Annotated in this window: 10 protein-coding genes; 6 read left to right on the plus strand and 4 right to left on the minus strand. The window is 67.8% G+C overall.

From position 1 onward, the window contains the following. Positions 1-35: 35 nt before the first annotated feature. Entirely contained in the window at positions 36-374 is a 339-nt protein-coding gene (locus QLQ85_RS04175; RefSeq protein ID WP_282737848.1) for a hypothetical protein, read from the plus strand. Between the two features lie 13 nt (positions 375-387). On the opposite strand, the gene QLQ85_RS04180 is transcribed toward QLQ85_RS04175, so the two are convergent. Next, positions 388-1,857: an aminoacyl-histidine dipeptidase gene (locus QLQ85_RS04180; protein WP_282737849.1), complete on the minus strand. Its 1,470-nt coding sequence runs from the start codon at positions 1,855-1,857 to the stop codon at positions 388-390. Positions 1,858-1,918: 61 nt separating this feature from the next. Beyond that, a complete protein-coding gene (locus QLQ85_RS04185; protein WP_282737850.1) occupies positions 1,919-4,075 on the minus strand; it encodes a tRNA(Met) cytidine acetyltransferase TmcA in 2,157 nt (718 codons plus the stop codon). A gap of 356 nt (positions 4,076-4,431) precedes the next feature. Here QLQ85_RS04185 and dctP point away from each other — a divergent pair, with 356 nt between their 5' ends. The 4 genes from dctP (at position 4,432) to QLQ85_RS04205 (ending at position 9,309) form a co-directional block, all read left to right on the plus strand. After that, positions 4,432-5,535 (plus strand): TRAP transporter substrate-binding protein DctP, encoded by a 1,104-nt coding sequence (gene dctP / locus QLQ85_RS04190; RefSeq protein ID WP_282737851.1) that lies wholly within the window; start codon positions 4,432-4,434, stop codon positions 5,533-5,535. Positions 5,536-5,602: 67 nt separating this feature from the next. Continuing rightward, positions 5,603-6,106, plus strand: a complete 504-nt coding sequence (locus QLQ85_RS04195; RefSeq protein WP_282737852.1) for a TRAP transporter small permease subunit — start codon at positions 5,603-5,605, stop codon at positions 6,104-6,106. Further along, complete coding sequence (locus QLQ85_RS04200) at positions 6,103-7,431, plus strand: TRAP transporter large permease (protein WP_282737853.1); 1,329 nt, start codon at positions 6,103-6,105, stop codon at positions 7,429-7,431. Before QLQ85_RS04195 ends, QLQ85_RS04200 begins: the two co-directional genes overlap by 4 nt. A gap of 168 nt (positions 7,432-7,599) precedes the next feature. Continuing rightward, positions 7,600-9,309 (plus strand): ABC transporter permease, encoded by a 1,710-nt coding sequence (locus QLQ85_RS04205; RefSeq protein WP_282737854.1) that lies wholly within the window; start codon positions 7,600-7,602, stop codon positions 9,307-9,309. Here the strand turns inward: QLQ85_RS04205 and QLQ85_RS04210 are convergent. Then, positions 9,199-10,326, minus strand: coding sequence for an ABC transporter ATP-binding protein (locus tag QLQ85_RS04210; protein WP_282737855.1), 1,128 nt, complete (start codon positions 10,324-10,326; stop codon positions 9,199-9,201). The two genes, QLQ85_RS04205 and QLQ85_RS04210, sit on opposite strands and share 111 nt — an antisense overlap. A gap of 334 nt (positions 10,327-10,660) precedes the next feature. Here QLQ85_RS04210 and QLQ85_RS04215 point away from each other — a divergent pair, with 334 nt between their 5' ends. Then, positions 10,661-11,689: a Fe(3+) ABC transporter substrate-binding protein gene (locus tag QLQ85_RS04215; protein WP_282737856.1), complete on the plus strand. Its 1,029-nt coding sequence runs from the start codon at positions 10,661-10,663 to the stop codon at positions 11,687-11,689. 92 nt (positions 11,690-11,781) lie between these two features. Here QLQ85_RS04215 and polA read toward each other — a convergent pair whose 3' ends face one another. Continuing rightward, on the minus strand, positions 11,782-14,550 hold the full coding sequence (polA, locus tag QLQ85_RS04220; protein WP_282737857.1) for a DNA polymerase I: 2,769 nt from the start codon (positions 14,548-14,550) through the stop codon (positions 11,782-11,784). Positions 14,551-14,580: the final 30 nt, after the last annotated feature.

Here is a 14,580-nt window from a genome sequence, read left to right on the forward strand (position 1 = left end):
ACCAAGGTTACCGGCCCGTCCCCGGAGGACACCCCATGAAACGACTCTTGATGGCCGCCTCGATCGCGGCCCTGGCCATGAGCCTGCCGGCGATGGCCGACCACCACCGTCACGGCAGCTACGGCCCCCAGGTGCACCACCACTATCATCAACACGACTATCGTGCCGACCGCGGCAGGCACCATCACAGGCACCGCCACCAGTCGTATCGCAAGCACCGCTCGGGGCCACCACGCCGCGTGGTCGAGCACCACTATTACTCGGCACCGTCCCGCGACCGCCACTATCGCCACCGCCACTACCGTGGCCATACCGATATCCCGCTGGTCTCGGTGGACGGCTACCCGCTGCTGCGCATCCAGGTCAATCACTGAGGAGCCCCGGGGTTCAGGCGGTCTCGTGCTGCGCCAGGTCCTCGACCAGGGCGCGCAACAGTCCCCAGAACTCCTCGACGGAGGCCAGCTCCACCCGCTCGTCGGGGGAGTGGGCGCCGCGAATCAGCGGGCCGAAGGAGATCATCTCCAGGTGCGGGTACTTGCCGCCGAGGATGCCGCACTCGAGTCCGGCATGGATCACCAGCACCTCGGGGTCGCTGCCCAGGCGCGCCTGATGCAGGCGCCGGAAACGCGCCAGCAGAGCGCTCTCGGGGGCCGGGGTCCAGCCCGGATAGGCGTTCTCGACCCGGGTGCGGGCACCGATCAGTTCGAACAGCGCACGGAAGCGATCGGCCAGGTCCAGGGTGGCGCTGTCGCGCAGCGAGCGCACCAGGGCGCAGAGCTGGAAGCGCCCCCCCTCCAGGCTGATCACGCCCAGGTTGTTCGATGTCTCCACCACGCCGGGCAGCTCGCTGCTCATGCGCTCGACGCCGCAGGGCGCCACGTGCAGCGCACCGATCAGCATGCGACTGGCGTGGGCAGAGAGGGCCTCGGCAGGGCGCGCGTCTGGCGACTCGAGCGCCAGCGACAATCCATCGTCCACCCCCGCCAGTTCGGCGCGCAGTTCGGTCTCGAGCACCGCCACGCGCTCGCGGACATGCTCGCGCTCGTCGGCCGGTAGCGCCAGGGTGGCGAAGGCCTCCCGCGGCAGGGCATTGCGCAGCGTGCCACCCTGATAGTCGATCAGGCGGGCATCGAAAGGCTCGAGCGAGCGCAGCACCCGCACCAGCAGGCGATTGGCATTGCCGCGCCCCTTGTGGATGTCGATCCCCGAGTGGCCGCCGACCAGGCCGGTCAGCGAGAGCCGCAGGACGACCTCGTCGTCGGCCAGGGCGGCGGTCGGCAACTGCGCCTCGACGACCACGTCGGCACCACCGGCGCAGCCGATGAACACCTGGCCCCGATCCTCGGAGTCCAGATTCAGCAGTACCCGTCCTTCCAGCCAGTCCTCGGCCAGGTTCAAGGCGCCCCCCATGCCCGACTCCTCCTCCAGGGTGAACAGCGCCTCGAGTGGGCCGTGCACCAGGGTCTCGTCCTCGAGGAGCGCCAGCGTCGCCGCCACGCCCAGGCCGTTGTCGGCGCCCAGGGTGGTATCCCGGGCATGCAGCCAGCCGTCCGCCACATGGGTGTCGATGGGGTCGCGGGTGAAGTCGTGGGGATGGTCGGCGTTGGCCTGGGCCACCATGTCCAGGTGACCCTGCAGGATCACGCCGGGGGAGCGCTCGCGGCCGGGGGTGGCGGCCTTGCGGAGGCGCAGGTTGCCGAAGGCGTCGCGGTCATGGGCGAGGCCCCGCCCCTCGGCCCACTCCTCGAGGCGGGTCACCAGGGCCGTCTCGTGGCCGGAAGGCCGCGGCGTGTTGCACAGGGTGCGGAAGTGTCGCCATAGCGGCTGCGGCGAGAGTTGCTCGAGATGTGCGTTCATGCGGGTTCTTCTTCGACGTTTACCGGGCTACCTTACCCACCGCCCCGTGGCATGGAAAGCCTCAGGCGACCCGCTCGCGCAGAACCGCCACCGCCTGGCGCAGCCGTGCCGTGACCTCCCGCTGCCCCGACACCTGCAGCCGGGCCACCAACCCGGTCGTTCGGTACCCCTGGAAGGCCCAGGCCACCAGCAGGCAGAGATCCGGGTCACCCCGGGGAATGCCCATGGCCATAGCCCGGCGGGCCAGCGCCTGCAGGGCCGGCCGCGCCAGCGCCGGCTCACGATGGCCGAAGGCCACGTCGTCGATATCCCCCAGGTCGCCGGGGCCCGGTGCGGGGCCTTCCCCCTCGGCCAGCAGGGCCGCCGCCACCTCGGGTTCGAGCCCCTCGAGCTCGAAGGCCAGCAGTCCCGGCAGCTGGCGCTGGAACCGTGCCTGGAGGTCGGCGGCCAGTCGCTCGCCCCGAGCGCTGACCGGCGCCACCACCATCAGGGCATGCTCACCGGTGGCCGTCTCACGGGTCAGCCCGAGCCGCACGGCGCGAAAGCCCAGCGCCTGCCAGAAGGCGATCAGCCCAGCCTCGGCACCGAAGCTCGCCCCCAGCAGGTCGATCGAGTCGTGGCGGGCCCGCTGCCGCTCGGCCTCGAGCAGGCGACGACCGAGCCCACGGCGCCGCTGGCCGGGGTGCACGGCGATCCGCAGCACCCGGCGCAGCCGTCCCGACAGGGCCTCGCGACAGCCGGCGTGGGCGGCCAGCGACTGGGCCATCAGGTGGCCTCGCGGCCGCCGCTCCCCGCGTGCGACCCGTTCGGCCAGCTCGGCATCGAAGCCGCCTTCGTCGGTGGTGACCAGCACCGCCTGGGGGCCAATCCCCGTCGCCAGGGTCGCGATCCCCACCTCCGGCCCATCCAGCAGTCGCCGCAGATCGCTCGGGGTGGTCCGGTAATGGGCCTGGACGAGTAGCCCGAACAGCTCGCGCAGGCGCGACTCGTCGTCGGCCAGTTCGGCACGTCGATGGCGCCGCAGCGTCGGCGCGGCATCCAGGGCGTCGCCGGGCTCGGCATCGAGCAGCAGCAGGCGAGTGACCAGGGCCTCCAGCGGATCACCGGCCGCCCAGCGGATCGGCGCGCTCAGGTGGCAGGCCTGCCACTCCGGTGTCCGTTGCTCGAGTCGCTGGCGAAAGCGCAGGGCGAAGCCGCGCCCCGAGCCCTCGTAGCCATGCACCGTGGTGGCGAAGGCGATGCGCGGAAAGGCCTCGAGCCACTCGCCGAGCAGGGCGGCGGGTATCGCCGCCGCCTCATCCACCAGCAGCCGCTGGCCGGGGCCGCCCACCTCGCCCCGCCGGGTCAGCGCCGTCAGTTCGTCGGGGGGCAGGAAGGCGACCCGGCTCGCGCCGAGCACGAAGGCGTGGCCCTGCCGGCGGCCCTCGGGGCAGAGCGCCTCGAGGCGCTCGAACAGCGCCGCCACGGCCGACGGACGCGGTGCCGTCACCAGGATGCGGGGCTCGCCCCCCGCCAGCAGCCGGGCACAGGCGATGCCCAGCGCCGCGCTCTTGCCACGGCCGCGATCGGCGGTGAGCACCAGCGGGCGGCGACGGCGTAGCCGGGTGAGCCGGGCCACGGCATCGGCCTGGTCGCGGGTCAGGCAATCCGCATCGGTGGAAGGAGGGGGCACGGCGGGCGCGGTGGGCAGCGGCGGCAGCCGGGGCTCGCCAGCGGCCGGCCAGTGCACGACGCCGGAGGCGAGGCAGAGCTGCCGTGCCAGGCGTCGCAGGTAGTGGGCGGTCAGCCCCTCGGCCCGGTAAGGGTGCTCCGCCAGCCGGGCATAGTCGGCATCGGGCCGCCTGCCCCAGTCGGGAGGGGTCATCAGTACCAGCAGCCCCCCCGCCCGCAGGGCACCGGCAAGCGCCCCGAAGGCGTCGGGGTCGAAGCCCGCGTCGTCGGACACCGCATCGATCACCAGCAGTCCCTGCTCGCCCCCCAGCCGGGTCCGGGCCTTCGAGGGCGCCAGCCAGTGCCGGACCTCGAGCCCGGAGGGGGGCTGCGCCGCGACCCACAGCGGTGAGTCCCAGTCACCGGACCGCCACAGCGCCCGGGCGCGGCAGCGGCACTCTTCCGGCTCGCCGGTCAGCCAGACCAGGCCACGCCAGCGCCACCCCGCCAGGGTGCGGGCATGGTCGAGCAGCGGCTCGATGGCTGCCATCGAGCAATCATCAGGCATGGCAAGGCGCCTCCCTTCGGCTGAACTTTAGTCGTATCTTCGCGCGCTATTCAACGCAGCGGGCAACATGCACGGTGCTAATTGAGGCAGCGCCGAATCATTCAAACCATTGATTGAAAACTCTTTCCCCTGCCCGGCCGCGCCGCCTGCGCCCGACCTCGGCACTCCGGTCGCCCTCCACCGGGCCCTATCGATTGTGACAGTCACCCCATGCTAGCTTGTCTTGCATGCCGACCTGCCCACCCGGTCAAGCCCAAGGGCAGGCGGTGCCGCCACCGCCCCGAGACTACAATGGATGCGGCCTCGGCGTTTCTGCTTCTTCTCGACAACAGAACAACCCTACCAGGGAGCGCATCATGAAGAAGACAACCAAGCTTACTCTCACCGGCCTGGCCGCCGGCGTCGCCCTCGTGACCCTCGCCTCCACCGCCCAGGCCCAGGAGCGGTGGACCATGACCACCACCTGGCCGGACAGCCTGGACCTGATCGAGATCGACCGCCACTGGGCCGACCTGGTCAACAAGCTGGCGGGCGACGAGTTGCAGATCGAATTCCGCGCCGGCGGCACCCTGATGCCCGGCACCGAGGTATTCGACGCCACCGAGACCGGCAGCATCGAGGCCTCGGGCGACTGGCCCGGCTACTGGGCCGGCCGCAGCTCGGCGTTCTCGCCGCTGGCCGCCACCCCCAGCCTGTTCAATGGCGTCGACTACCTGAACTGGATCCAGCAGTGGGGCGGCTTCGAGCTCTATCAGGAGGTCTACGGCCAGTACAACATGGTCTACCTGCCCTACGGCATCACCAACAACGAGTCGGGCTTCATGGGGCGCACCCCCATCGAGAGCCTGGCCGACCTGGACGGCAAGCGCCTGCGTCTCTCTGGCCGCGACCAGGGCCGGGTGCTCGAACGCCTGGGCGGCTCCCAGGTCACCCTCTCCGGCGGTGAGATCTATCAGGCGGTGGAGCGCGGCGTGGTGGACGGGGCCGAGTTCTCCACCCCGGGGGTGGACTACAACGCCGGCTTCGCCGAGGTGGTGGAATACTGGGCGACGCCCGGCTGGCACCAGTCCGCCAGCGTGTTCGGGGTGATGATCAACAAGGACGCCTGGGACGCCCTCTCCGAGGAGACCCAGGAGAAGCTGAAGATCGCCGCCGATGCCACCCTCGCCTGGTCGCTGGCCTGGTCCGAGCGCGAGTCGACCGAGGGCACCACCAAGTTCCAGGAGGCCGGCGTGGAGATATCCACCTATGGCGCCGAGGACATGGCCCGCATCCAGGAAGTGGCCAACGAAGTGATCGTGGAAGGCGCCTGCGAGGATCCGATGCATGCCAAGGTCTATCACTCCATGGTCAGCTACCTGCAGCACTATGCCAACTGGCGCGATGTCTCGGTGCCCTACAACATGAGCCGCAGCTTCGACAACCTGCCCGACCTCGAGGCCATCGAAGCCTGTTTGTGAGACGCTCCTTGGTCGCCCCGGCTCTCACGCCGGGGCGTTTCAGTCCCGAGGCCGGAGACCGTATGCCATGAATGCGATTGCCAAGGCGATCGATACCCTCAATGAAGTGTTCGGGCGGGTCATCGCGCCACTGATCGCCATCATCGCCCTGATAGTGCTCTACGATATCGCCCTGCGCCTGTTCACCGGGCGGCCCAGCGACTGGGCCTTCGATATCACCAAGATGCTGTTTGGCGCCCACTTCATGCTGATGGCCGCCTACGGGTTGCGCCATCACGCCCACGTCGAGGTCGACGTGCTCAAGCGCCTGCTGTCGCGCCGCAAGCAGGCCGTCATCGAGCTACTCGGCTACCTGATCTTCTTCGTGCCCTTCATCTGGATGCTGGTGACGCTGGGCTGGAGCTTCTTCATGCGCTCCTTCAGCCGCGGCGAGACCACCTATGGCATCGTCTCGATTCCGGTCTATCCGGTGAAGGCCGTGATCGTCATCGCCGCCGTGCTGATCCTGCTGCAGGCCATCGCCATCGTCATCCGTGCCATCAAGGAATTGCGCCAGGAGGCCTCGGCATGAGTGCGGAACTGCTTACCCTGTTCATGTTCGGCGGCCTGCTGGTCGGCCTGTTCATGGGCCATCCGCTGGCCTTCGTGCTGGGCGGCGTGGCAGTCATCGGTGCCTGGCTCGGCCCCGGACCCCGCGTGCTCGGCACCATCATCAACAACATCTATGGCAACGCCATGGACAACTACGTGCTGGTGGCCATTCCGCTGTTCGTGCTGATGGCGCGCTTCCTCAACGACTCGGGGGTCACCGAGCGCATGTTCGACACCATGCGCCTGCTGCTGGCCAACCTGCGCGGCGGCCTGGCGTTGACCGTGGTCATCGTCTCGGTGCTGCTCGCCGCCACCACCGGCATCGTCGGCGCCTCCATCGCGGTGATGGGCATGATCGCCCTGGTGCCGATGCTCAAGTACCACTACAACAAGGAGCTCAGCACCGGGGTGATCATGGCCAGCGGCTGCCTCGGCATCCTGATCCCGCCGAGCATCATGCTGATCCTGATGGCCAGCTACTCGCCGGTCTCGGTGGGCGCGCTGTTCGCCGGCGCCCTGGTGCCGGGACTGCTGCTCGGCGCCATGTACGCCCTCTACGTGCTGGTGATCTGCTTCATCAAGCCCAGCTACGGCCCGCCGGTGCCGGCGGAAGAGCGTGCCGAGACCAGTACCCGCGAGCTGCTGATCATGCTGGCCAAGTACGTGCTGCCCCCCATGACGCTGATCCTGGGCGTGCTGGGCTCGCTGTTCACCGGCATCGCCACCGCCACCGAAGCCTCGGCCATCGGGGTGTTCATCGCCTTCCTGCTGTTCCTGATCTTCGGCGACCGCAAGGCCAGCACCTGCTTCAGGACGCTGATCGACGCCAGCAAGACCACCACCATGGTGATGCTGGTGCTGGTCGGCGCCACCGCCTTCACCGGCGTGTTCTCGCGTGGCGGTGGCATGAGCGTGATCCACAACGTGGTGATGGCGATGCCCGGCGGCACCACCGGCGCGCTGATCCTGATGCTGTTCCTGGTGTTCATCCTGGGCATGTTCCTGGACTGGACCGGCATCGTGCTGCTGAGCTTCCCGATCATGCTACCGATCGTCGAGAGTATGGGCGTAGACGTGCTGTGGTTCGTGGTGATGGTGGCCGTGGTATTGCAGACTTCCTTCCTGACGCCGCCGTTCGGCTATGCGTTGTTCTACCTCAAGGGCGTGGCACCCAAGGGCGTCGAGATCGTCGACCTCTACAAGGCGGTGATACCCTTCTGTGCGCTGATCGTGCTGGCGTGCGTACTGATGGCCTTCTTCCCGGCCCTGGTGACGGGCCTTCCCTCGATGCTGCTCGGCTACTGACCGACAGGCCTGGCTGCCGACACGCTGCCCGCCGTCACCCGACGGCGGGCAGCTTTGTCCTGTGGCGACCCGCCGAGGCTGCAGACACACGCACTAACTGATAATATTTGCGGCCGTAATGGTCTCGCATTTGCGGCCCGAGACCCTGCCACCGCAAGGAGTCCTCGCTTGTCTAGATCCGCCAGCAGCGGGCTGTCCGCCATTGCGCACCGACTCTCGCACCGCTTCAACCCCTGGACCATCCTGACGCTCGCCATTGCCGCCGTCGTGGCCCTGCCGGTGCTGGTCATCCTCGCCCATGTCGTCATGCCCACGGGCGGGGTCTGGCAACACCTCTCCAGCACCGTGCTGGGGCGTTATCTCGCCAATACCCTGTTCTTGACCGTTGCGGTGGGGGCCGGCACCCTGGTGATCGGGACCGGCAGTGCCTGGCTGGTGGTCATGTGTCGCTTTCCGGGACGACGGATCTTCGAATGGGCCCTGCTGCTGCCGTTGGCCGTGCCCACCTATGTGATCGCCTACGCGTATACCGATTTTCTGCAGTTTGCCGGCCCGCTGCAGACCTGGCTGCGTGACCTGTTCGGCTGGAGCCATGGCGACTACTATTTTCCCGACATTCGCTCCCTGGGCGGCGCCGCGACGCTGATCACCCTGGTGCTCTACCCCTATGTCTACCTGCTGACGCGGGCGGCCTTCATCGAGCAGTCGGTCTGTGTGCTGGACGTGGGACGCACCCTGGGACGGGGCCCCTGGAGACTGTTCGCCGGCGTGGCCGTCCCGCTGGCGCGCCCCGCCATCATCGGCGGTGTCTCGCTGGCCCTGATGGAAACCCTCAACGAGTTCGGGGCCGTGCAGTTCTTCGGCGTCGATACCTTCACCACCGGCATCTACCGCACCTGGTTCGGCTTGGGCGAGCAGGTCGCCGCCGCCCAGCTCGCCGCCTGTCTGCTGATCTTCGTCATCGCCCTGGTGTTGCTGGAACGCTGGTCGCGCGGCAAGCGCAAGTATTTCCATACCACGAACCGCTATCAGCAGCTGCCCGAGTACCGCCTGCATGGCTGGCGCGCCCTGGGCGCCTTCGCCGCCTGTGCGATGCCGGTGCTGATCGGCTTCCTGATACCCAGCGGCCTGCTGTTGCAGCTCGCCATCCAGCAGGGGGACTCGCTGTTCGGTACGCGCTTTTTCGACTTCGCCAGGAACAGCCTGTTCCTGGCCACGGCCGCGGCACTCATCGCCGTCGGCATGGCGGTCATCCTCAGTTACGGCATGCGCATCCACAACAGCCCGCTCACGCGCACTGCCACGCGCATCGCCGCCCTGGGCTATGCCATCCCCGGCTCGGTCATCGCGGTGGGCATCCTGATCCCCTTCGCCTGGCTGGACAGCACCCTCAACAACTGGCTGCACGAGCGCCATGGCGTGATCATCGGGCTGATCTTCAGCGGCTCGGCCTTCATTCTCGTCTATGCCTATGTGGTGCGTTTCCTGGCCGTCTCCTTCAACGCGGTGGAGGCCAGTCTCGACAAGGTGACGCCGAGCATGGATGCGGCGGCTCGCACCCTCGGCGAGACCGCCACCGGCACATTGCGGCGAATTCACACCCCCATCATGCGCGGCAGCCTGCTCGCGGCCGGTATCCTGGTGTTCGTCGATGTCATGAAGGAGCTGCCCGCCACCATCATCCTGCGGCCCTTCAACTTCGATACGCTGGCCGTGCGGGCACACAGCCTGGCGTCGGACGAGCGGCTCGCCGAGGCGTCCACCGCCTCACTGGCCATCGTGGCTGTGGGCATAATCCCGGTGATCCTGCTGAGCATCGCCCTGCGCCGCTCCCGCCCCGGCCACCGTGGCTCTGGAGGGAAAGACAAACACCTGTGACGGATCGAGGTGGATATCCACCGGCTGCCCCTCGGCGGGCAGGAAGACGCCGGGCACCCGGGCATGCAGGTGGGCTTCGCGGCCATCCGCGCCATGGGCACAGATATGCAGCAGGCTGCTGCGTCCCAGCAGCTTGGCCATGATCACATGACTGTAGCGATGTCCCTGGGGCGGCTCATCGCGTTCGGTGATCCGCAAGGCTTCCGGACGCACCATCACCTGGGCTCGAGTGCCCTCCGCCAACCAACCGGCGCCCACCGGCCCCACCGGCGTTTGCACGCAGCCATCGCGCACCTCGCCATTCAGCTCGTTCACTTCACCGAAGAAGGTGACGACGAACGGATCGCAGGGATGGCAGTAGAGCTCGCGCGGCGTCCCCATCTGGACGATGCGGCCTTCGCGCATCAAGGCGATGCGGTCGGCCATGAACATGGCCTCCTCCGGGTCATGGGTCACCAGCAGCGTGCCGGCACCCACCTTCTTGAGAACATGCAGCGTGTCGTCGCGAATGCGGTCACGCAGCCGGGCGTCCAGGCTGGAGAACGGCTCGTCGAGCAGCATCAGTTGCGGCGCCGGCGCCAGTGCCCGGGCGAGGGCCACGCGCTGCTGCTGCCCCCCCGAGAGCATGTGCGGGTAGGCATCGGCATAGGCGGCCATGCCCAGCTGCTCGAGCAGTCCCAGCGCGCGCTTGCGACGCCTCGGCACTGGCTCGCCCTTCAGGCCGAAGGTCACGTTCTCGAGCACGGAGAGGTGCGGGAACAGCGCCGAATCCTGGAACGCCAGGCCCACGTTGCGCTTCTCCGGCGGCAGATGGCGGCCATGGGGTACCGCCGTGGCACCTCCGTTGAGGGAGACGCTCCCGCGCTGCAGCACCTCCAGCCCGGCGGCAATCCGCAGCAGGGTCGTCTTGCCGCAGCCCGAGGGGCCCAGCAGGCAGACGACCTCGCCGGGGGCGACGTCCAGGTCGACCCCCTGCACGGCGGCCAGGCGGCCGAAGGCGTGGTGCACGCCCGCCATCGACAACACGGGGGCCCGACGCTTCGAGGCTTGTCCGGCTTCCACTTGGTTCGGTTTGCTGGTCATGGCATCAGGGCAGCTTGGTCGGAATGGAAAGAACGGCCCTTATCGTACCGGAAATGTCCAGTGAATACGTTTGAAATGTACTCGCATTCGCGACCTTTTCCACCACCTCCTGCTTTCCATCATGGCATCAGCCACTTATCTACCCAGGCCGGCATCACCAGGGCTTGACGGCAGGCCCGCGAAGACGTTCAATGACGATCGCGCTAATGCAACGTATTATCATTCAAGGACAACGCCTGCATCCCACGAGGCTCAAGAGGTGAACACAATGATCAACCGCTACCGTCTTGCCGTTCCGTTCGCCGCCGCATTGGCCGGCTCGGCTTTCGCCACCGGCGCCACTGCCGATGAGATCAATCTCTACTCGGCGCGCCACTACGATTCGGACGAGCGGTTGTACGATGCCTTCACCGAGCAGACCGGCATCGAGGTCAACGTCCTGGAAGGCGAATCCGATCAACTGATCGAGCGCATCCAGCGTGAGGGCGTGGCGAGCCCCGCCGACGTCATGATGACCGTCGATGCCGGCCGCCTGTGGCGCGCGGAGCAGGAGGGCATCTTCCAGGGCATCGAGTCCGACGTGCTGGCCGAGCGCCTGCCCGACACGATGCGTCACCCGGAAGGCAAGTGGTTCGGCTTCAGCCAGCGGGCCCGCGCGATCTTCTACAACCGCGACAACTTCGACCCGAGCGAGATCAGCAGTTACGAAGACCTGGCCGACCCGCGCTTCGAGGGCAAGGTCTGCATCCGCTCGTCCAACAACATCTACAACCAGTCGCTGCTGGCCTCGATGATCGAGCACCACGGCGTGGAAGGCGCCGAGGAGTGGGCCCAGGGCGTGGTCAACAACTTCGCTCGCCAGCCCGAAGGCGGCGATACCGACCAGATCAAGGGCGTCGCCAGCGGCGAGTGCGCCCTGGCCGTGGCCAACCACTACTACTATGTCCGCCTGCTCGACTCCGAGGACGCGGCTGAGCGCGAAGTGGCCGAGAAGGTCGGCATCCTCTTCCCCAACCAGGATGGTCGCGGCACCCACGTCAACGTCGGAGGAGCCGGCGTCGTCGCCAGCTCCCAGAACCGCGACAACGCCATCCGCTTCCTGGAGTTCCTGGCCTCCGACGAGGCCCAGGCCATCTTTGCCTCCGGCAACAACGAGTTCCCGGTGGTGGACGGCATCGAGAAGGCGCCGACCCTGGAATCTTGGGGCGACTTCGAGAAGGATGACATCAACATCAGCATCCTCGGCGAGAACAACCCCGAAGCGGTGCGCATCTTCGACCGCGTCGGCTGGCGCTGAGCCCCGCCCCGCAGAACCCGAAAGCCCGCGGCGCAGTTCAGCGCCGCGGGCTTTTTCATGGGCCACGCATGCGGACCACACGGACAAAAGCCTCAGTGGGCCTCGTCCCAGTTGGCGCCGCTCTCGGCCTCGACGATCAGTGGCACGCCGAGCTCGGCGGCGGCCTGCATGCGGCCCTTCACCTCCTCGATGAAGGCATCCACCTGCGCCGCCTTGACCTCGAAGACCAGCTCATCGTGGACCTGCATCACCATCCAGGCATCCATCTCGCCGGCCTGCAGCCAGGCGTCGACATCGATCATGGCGCGCTTGATGATGTCCGCCGCGGTGCCCTGCATCGGGGCATTGATGGCGGTACGCTCGGCACCCTGGCGCCGGGCACGGTTCTGGGAGTGGATCTCCGGCAGGTAGAGGCGCCGGCCGAAGACGGTCTCCACGTAGCCGTCATCGGCGGCCTGGGCGCGGATGCGCTCCATATAGCGGGCCACCCCCGGGTAGCGGTCGAAGTAGCGGTCGATGTAGGTCTGGGCCTGGTGGCGCTCGATGTGCAGCTGGCGGCCCAGCCCCCAGGCGCTCATGCCGTAGATCAGGCCGAAATTGATCGCCTTGGCGCTGCGCCGCTGGTCGCCCGAGACCTTCTCGAGCGGCACGCCGAACACCTCGGCGGCGGTGGCGGCGTGGATGTCGCGCCCCTCGGCGAAAGCCTCGAGCAGGCCCTTGTCCTCGGAGAGGTGCGCCATGATGCGCAGCTCGATCTGCGAGTAGTCGGCGGCGACGATGCGGTAGCCCGGCCGGGCGATGAAGGCCTTCCGGATCTTTCGCCCCTCCTCGGTACGAATCGGGATGTTCTGCAGGTTGGGATCCGATGACGACAGCCGGCCGGTGGCGGTGACCGCCTGGTGATAGCTGGTATGCAACCGCCCGGTGGCCTTGTTGACCAGCTTCGGCAGCTTGTCGGTATAGGTCGACTTCAGCTTGGCGAGTCCCCGGTGTTCCATGATCACCTTGGGCAGCGGGTAATCCAGCGCCAGCTCCTCGAGCACGGCTTCCGCGGTGGAGGGGGCCCCCTTGGGGGTCTTCTTGATCACCGGGATCTGCTGCTCCTCGAAGAGGATCTGGCCGAGCTGCTTGGGCGAGCCGAGGTTGAACTCGCGCCCGGCGAGTTCATAGGCCTTGGCCTCGAGCTCACGGATGCGGGTCTCGAGTTCGCGGCTCTGGGCATGCAGCCGCTCGGGGTCGAGCGCCACCCCGGTGCGCTCCATGCGCGAGAGTACCGGGATCAGCGGCAGCTCGATCTCCTCGAGCACGCCGGCCAGCCGGCCCTCGGCCTCGACGCGCGGGCGCAGCTCGCGATGCAGCCGCAGGGTGATGTCGACGTCCTCGCAGGCGTAGGGCACGGCCTGATCCAGGGCGATCTGGTTGAAGGTGAGCTGCTTGGCCCCCTTGCCGGCGATCTCCTCGAAGGAGATGGTCTTCTCGCCCAGGTACTTGAGCGCCAGGGAGTCCATGTCGTGGCGGGTCGCCGTGGAGTCGAGCACGTAGGACTCGAGCATGGTGTCCTCCAGCGGCCCGGCGACCCGGATGCCGTAGTTGGCCAGCACTGAGATGTCGTACTTGAGGTTCTGGCCGATCCGGGTCTTGCCGGCGTCTTCCCACAGCGGCTTGAGGGCCTCGAGCACGGCCTGGCGATCGAGCTGCGCCGGTGCATCGAGGTAGTCGTGGGCCAGCGGGATATAGGCCGCCTCGCCCGGCTCGAGCGCCAGCCCCACCCCGACGATCTCCGCCTCCATGTAGTTGAGGCTGGTGGTCTCCAGGTCGAAGCAGAAGGCGTCGGCCTCCTTCAGGCGCCCGAGCCAGGTGTCGAAGTCGGCCTGGGCGAGAATGACGTGATCCTCGCGCCCGGCGGCGGGGCCCGAGCCACCCGCTTCGTCATCCCCTACCGGCGTCGGCTTGCCACCCTCGACGTCGTCCACCCCTTCGTCCTTGCCCTCCAGCAGCTCAGCAAGCCAGGCCTTGAACTCCAACTCGCGATAGAGCTCGAGCAGCGCCTCGCGGTCCGGGTGGGCGATGTCCAGGTCGTCGAGCCCCACCGGCAGGTCGCAGTCGGTCTTGATGGTGGCGAGCCGGTAGGAGAGAAACGCCTGGTCGCGGTGCTCATCGAGCTTCTTCGGCAGGGTCTTGGCACCGCGAAAGTCGAGGCCCTTGACCTTGTCGAGGTCGGCGTAGATGGTGTCCAGCCCCCCGCCGACGCCCTGCAGCAGACCGAGCGCGGTCTTCTCGCCGACTCCCGGGACGCCGGGGATGTTGTCGACCTTGTCGCCCATCAACGCCAGGAAGTCGATGATCAGCTCCGGCGGCAGGCCGAACTTCCCCTTCACGCCGTCGACGTCCAGGGTCTCGTCCTTCATGGTGTTGACTAGGGTGATGTGCTCATTGACCAGCTGGGCCATGTCCTTGTCGCCGGTGGAGATCACCGCGTCGCGCCCGGCCTCGGTGGCTCGGCGGGCCAGGGTACCGATGACGTCGTCGGCCTCGACCCCCTCGACGCACAGCAGCGGCAGACCCAACGCCTTCACGCAGGCGTGCAGCGGCTCCACCTGGGAGCGCAGGTCATCGGGCATCGGCGGCCGGTGTGCCTTGTACTGTTCGAACAGCTCGTCGCGAAAGGTCTTGCCCTTGGCGTCGAAGACCACCGCCATGGGGCTGTCCGGGTAGTCCTTGATCAGCCGCTTGAGCATGTTGAGCACGCCCTTGATGGCGCCGGTAGGCTGGCCGCGGGACGTGGTCAGCGGCGGCAGGGCGTGGAAGGCACGGTAGAGATAGGAAGAACCGTCGACGAGAACGATGGGCGTGTCGGCCATGTATCGGCATCCATTAGTCTGGGCAGGGAA

Source organism: Halomonas kalidii (assembly GCF_030010475.1).
Classification (GTDB): Bacteria; Pseudomonadota; Gammaproteobacteria; order Pseudomonadales; family Halomonadaceae; genus Halomonas; species Halomonas heilongjiangensis.

What these genes read in the sequence shown, in the direction of transcription:
- QLQ85_RS04215 (WP_282737856.1), top strand. Translation starts at nt 10,661, where the DNA reads ATGATCAACCGCTACCGTCTTGCCGTTCCGTTCGCCGCCGCATTGGCC.
- QLQ85_RS04195 (WP_282737852.1), top strand. Translation starts at nt 5,603, where the DNA reads ATGAATGCGATTGCCAAGGCGATCGATACCCTCAATGAAGTGTTCGGG.
- QLQ85_RS04210 (WP_282737855.1), bottom strand. Translation starts at nt 10,326, where the DNA reads ATGGCGGGCGTGCACCACGCCTTCGGCCGCCTGGCCGCCGTGCAGGGG.
- QLQ85_RS04200 (WP_282737853.1), top strand. Translation starts at nt 6,103, where the DNA reads ATGAGTGCGGAACTGCTTACCCTGTTCATGTTCGGCGGCCTGCTGGTC.
- QLQ85_RS04185 (WP_282737850.1), bottom strand. Translation starts at nt 4,075, where the DNA reads ATGCCTGATGATTGCTCGATGGCAGCCATCGAGCCGCTGCTCGACCAT.
- polA (WP_282737857.1), bottom strand. Translation starts at nt 14,550, where the DNA reads ATGGCCGACACGCCCATCGTTCTCGTCGACGGTTCTTCCTATCTCTAC.
- dctP (WP_282737851.1), top strand. Translation starts at nt 4,432, where the DNA reads ATGAAGAAGACAACCAAGCTTACTCTCACCGGCCTGGCCGCCGGCGTC.
- QLQ85_RS04175 (WP_282737848.1), top strand. Translation starts at nt 36, where the DNA reads ATGAAACGACTCTTGATGGCCGCCTCGATCGCGGCCCTGGCCATGAGC.
- QLQ85_RS04180 (WP_282737849.1), bottom strand. Translation starts at nt 1,857, where the DNA reads ATGAACGCACATCTCGAGCAACTCTCGCCGCAGCCGCTATGGCGACAC.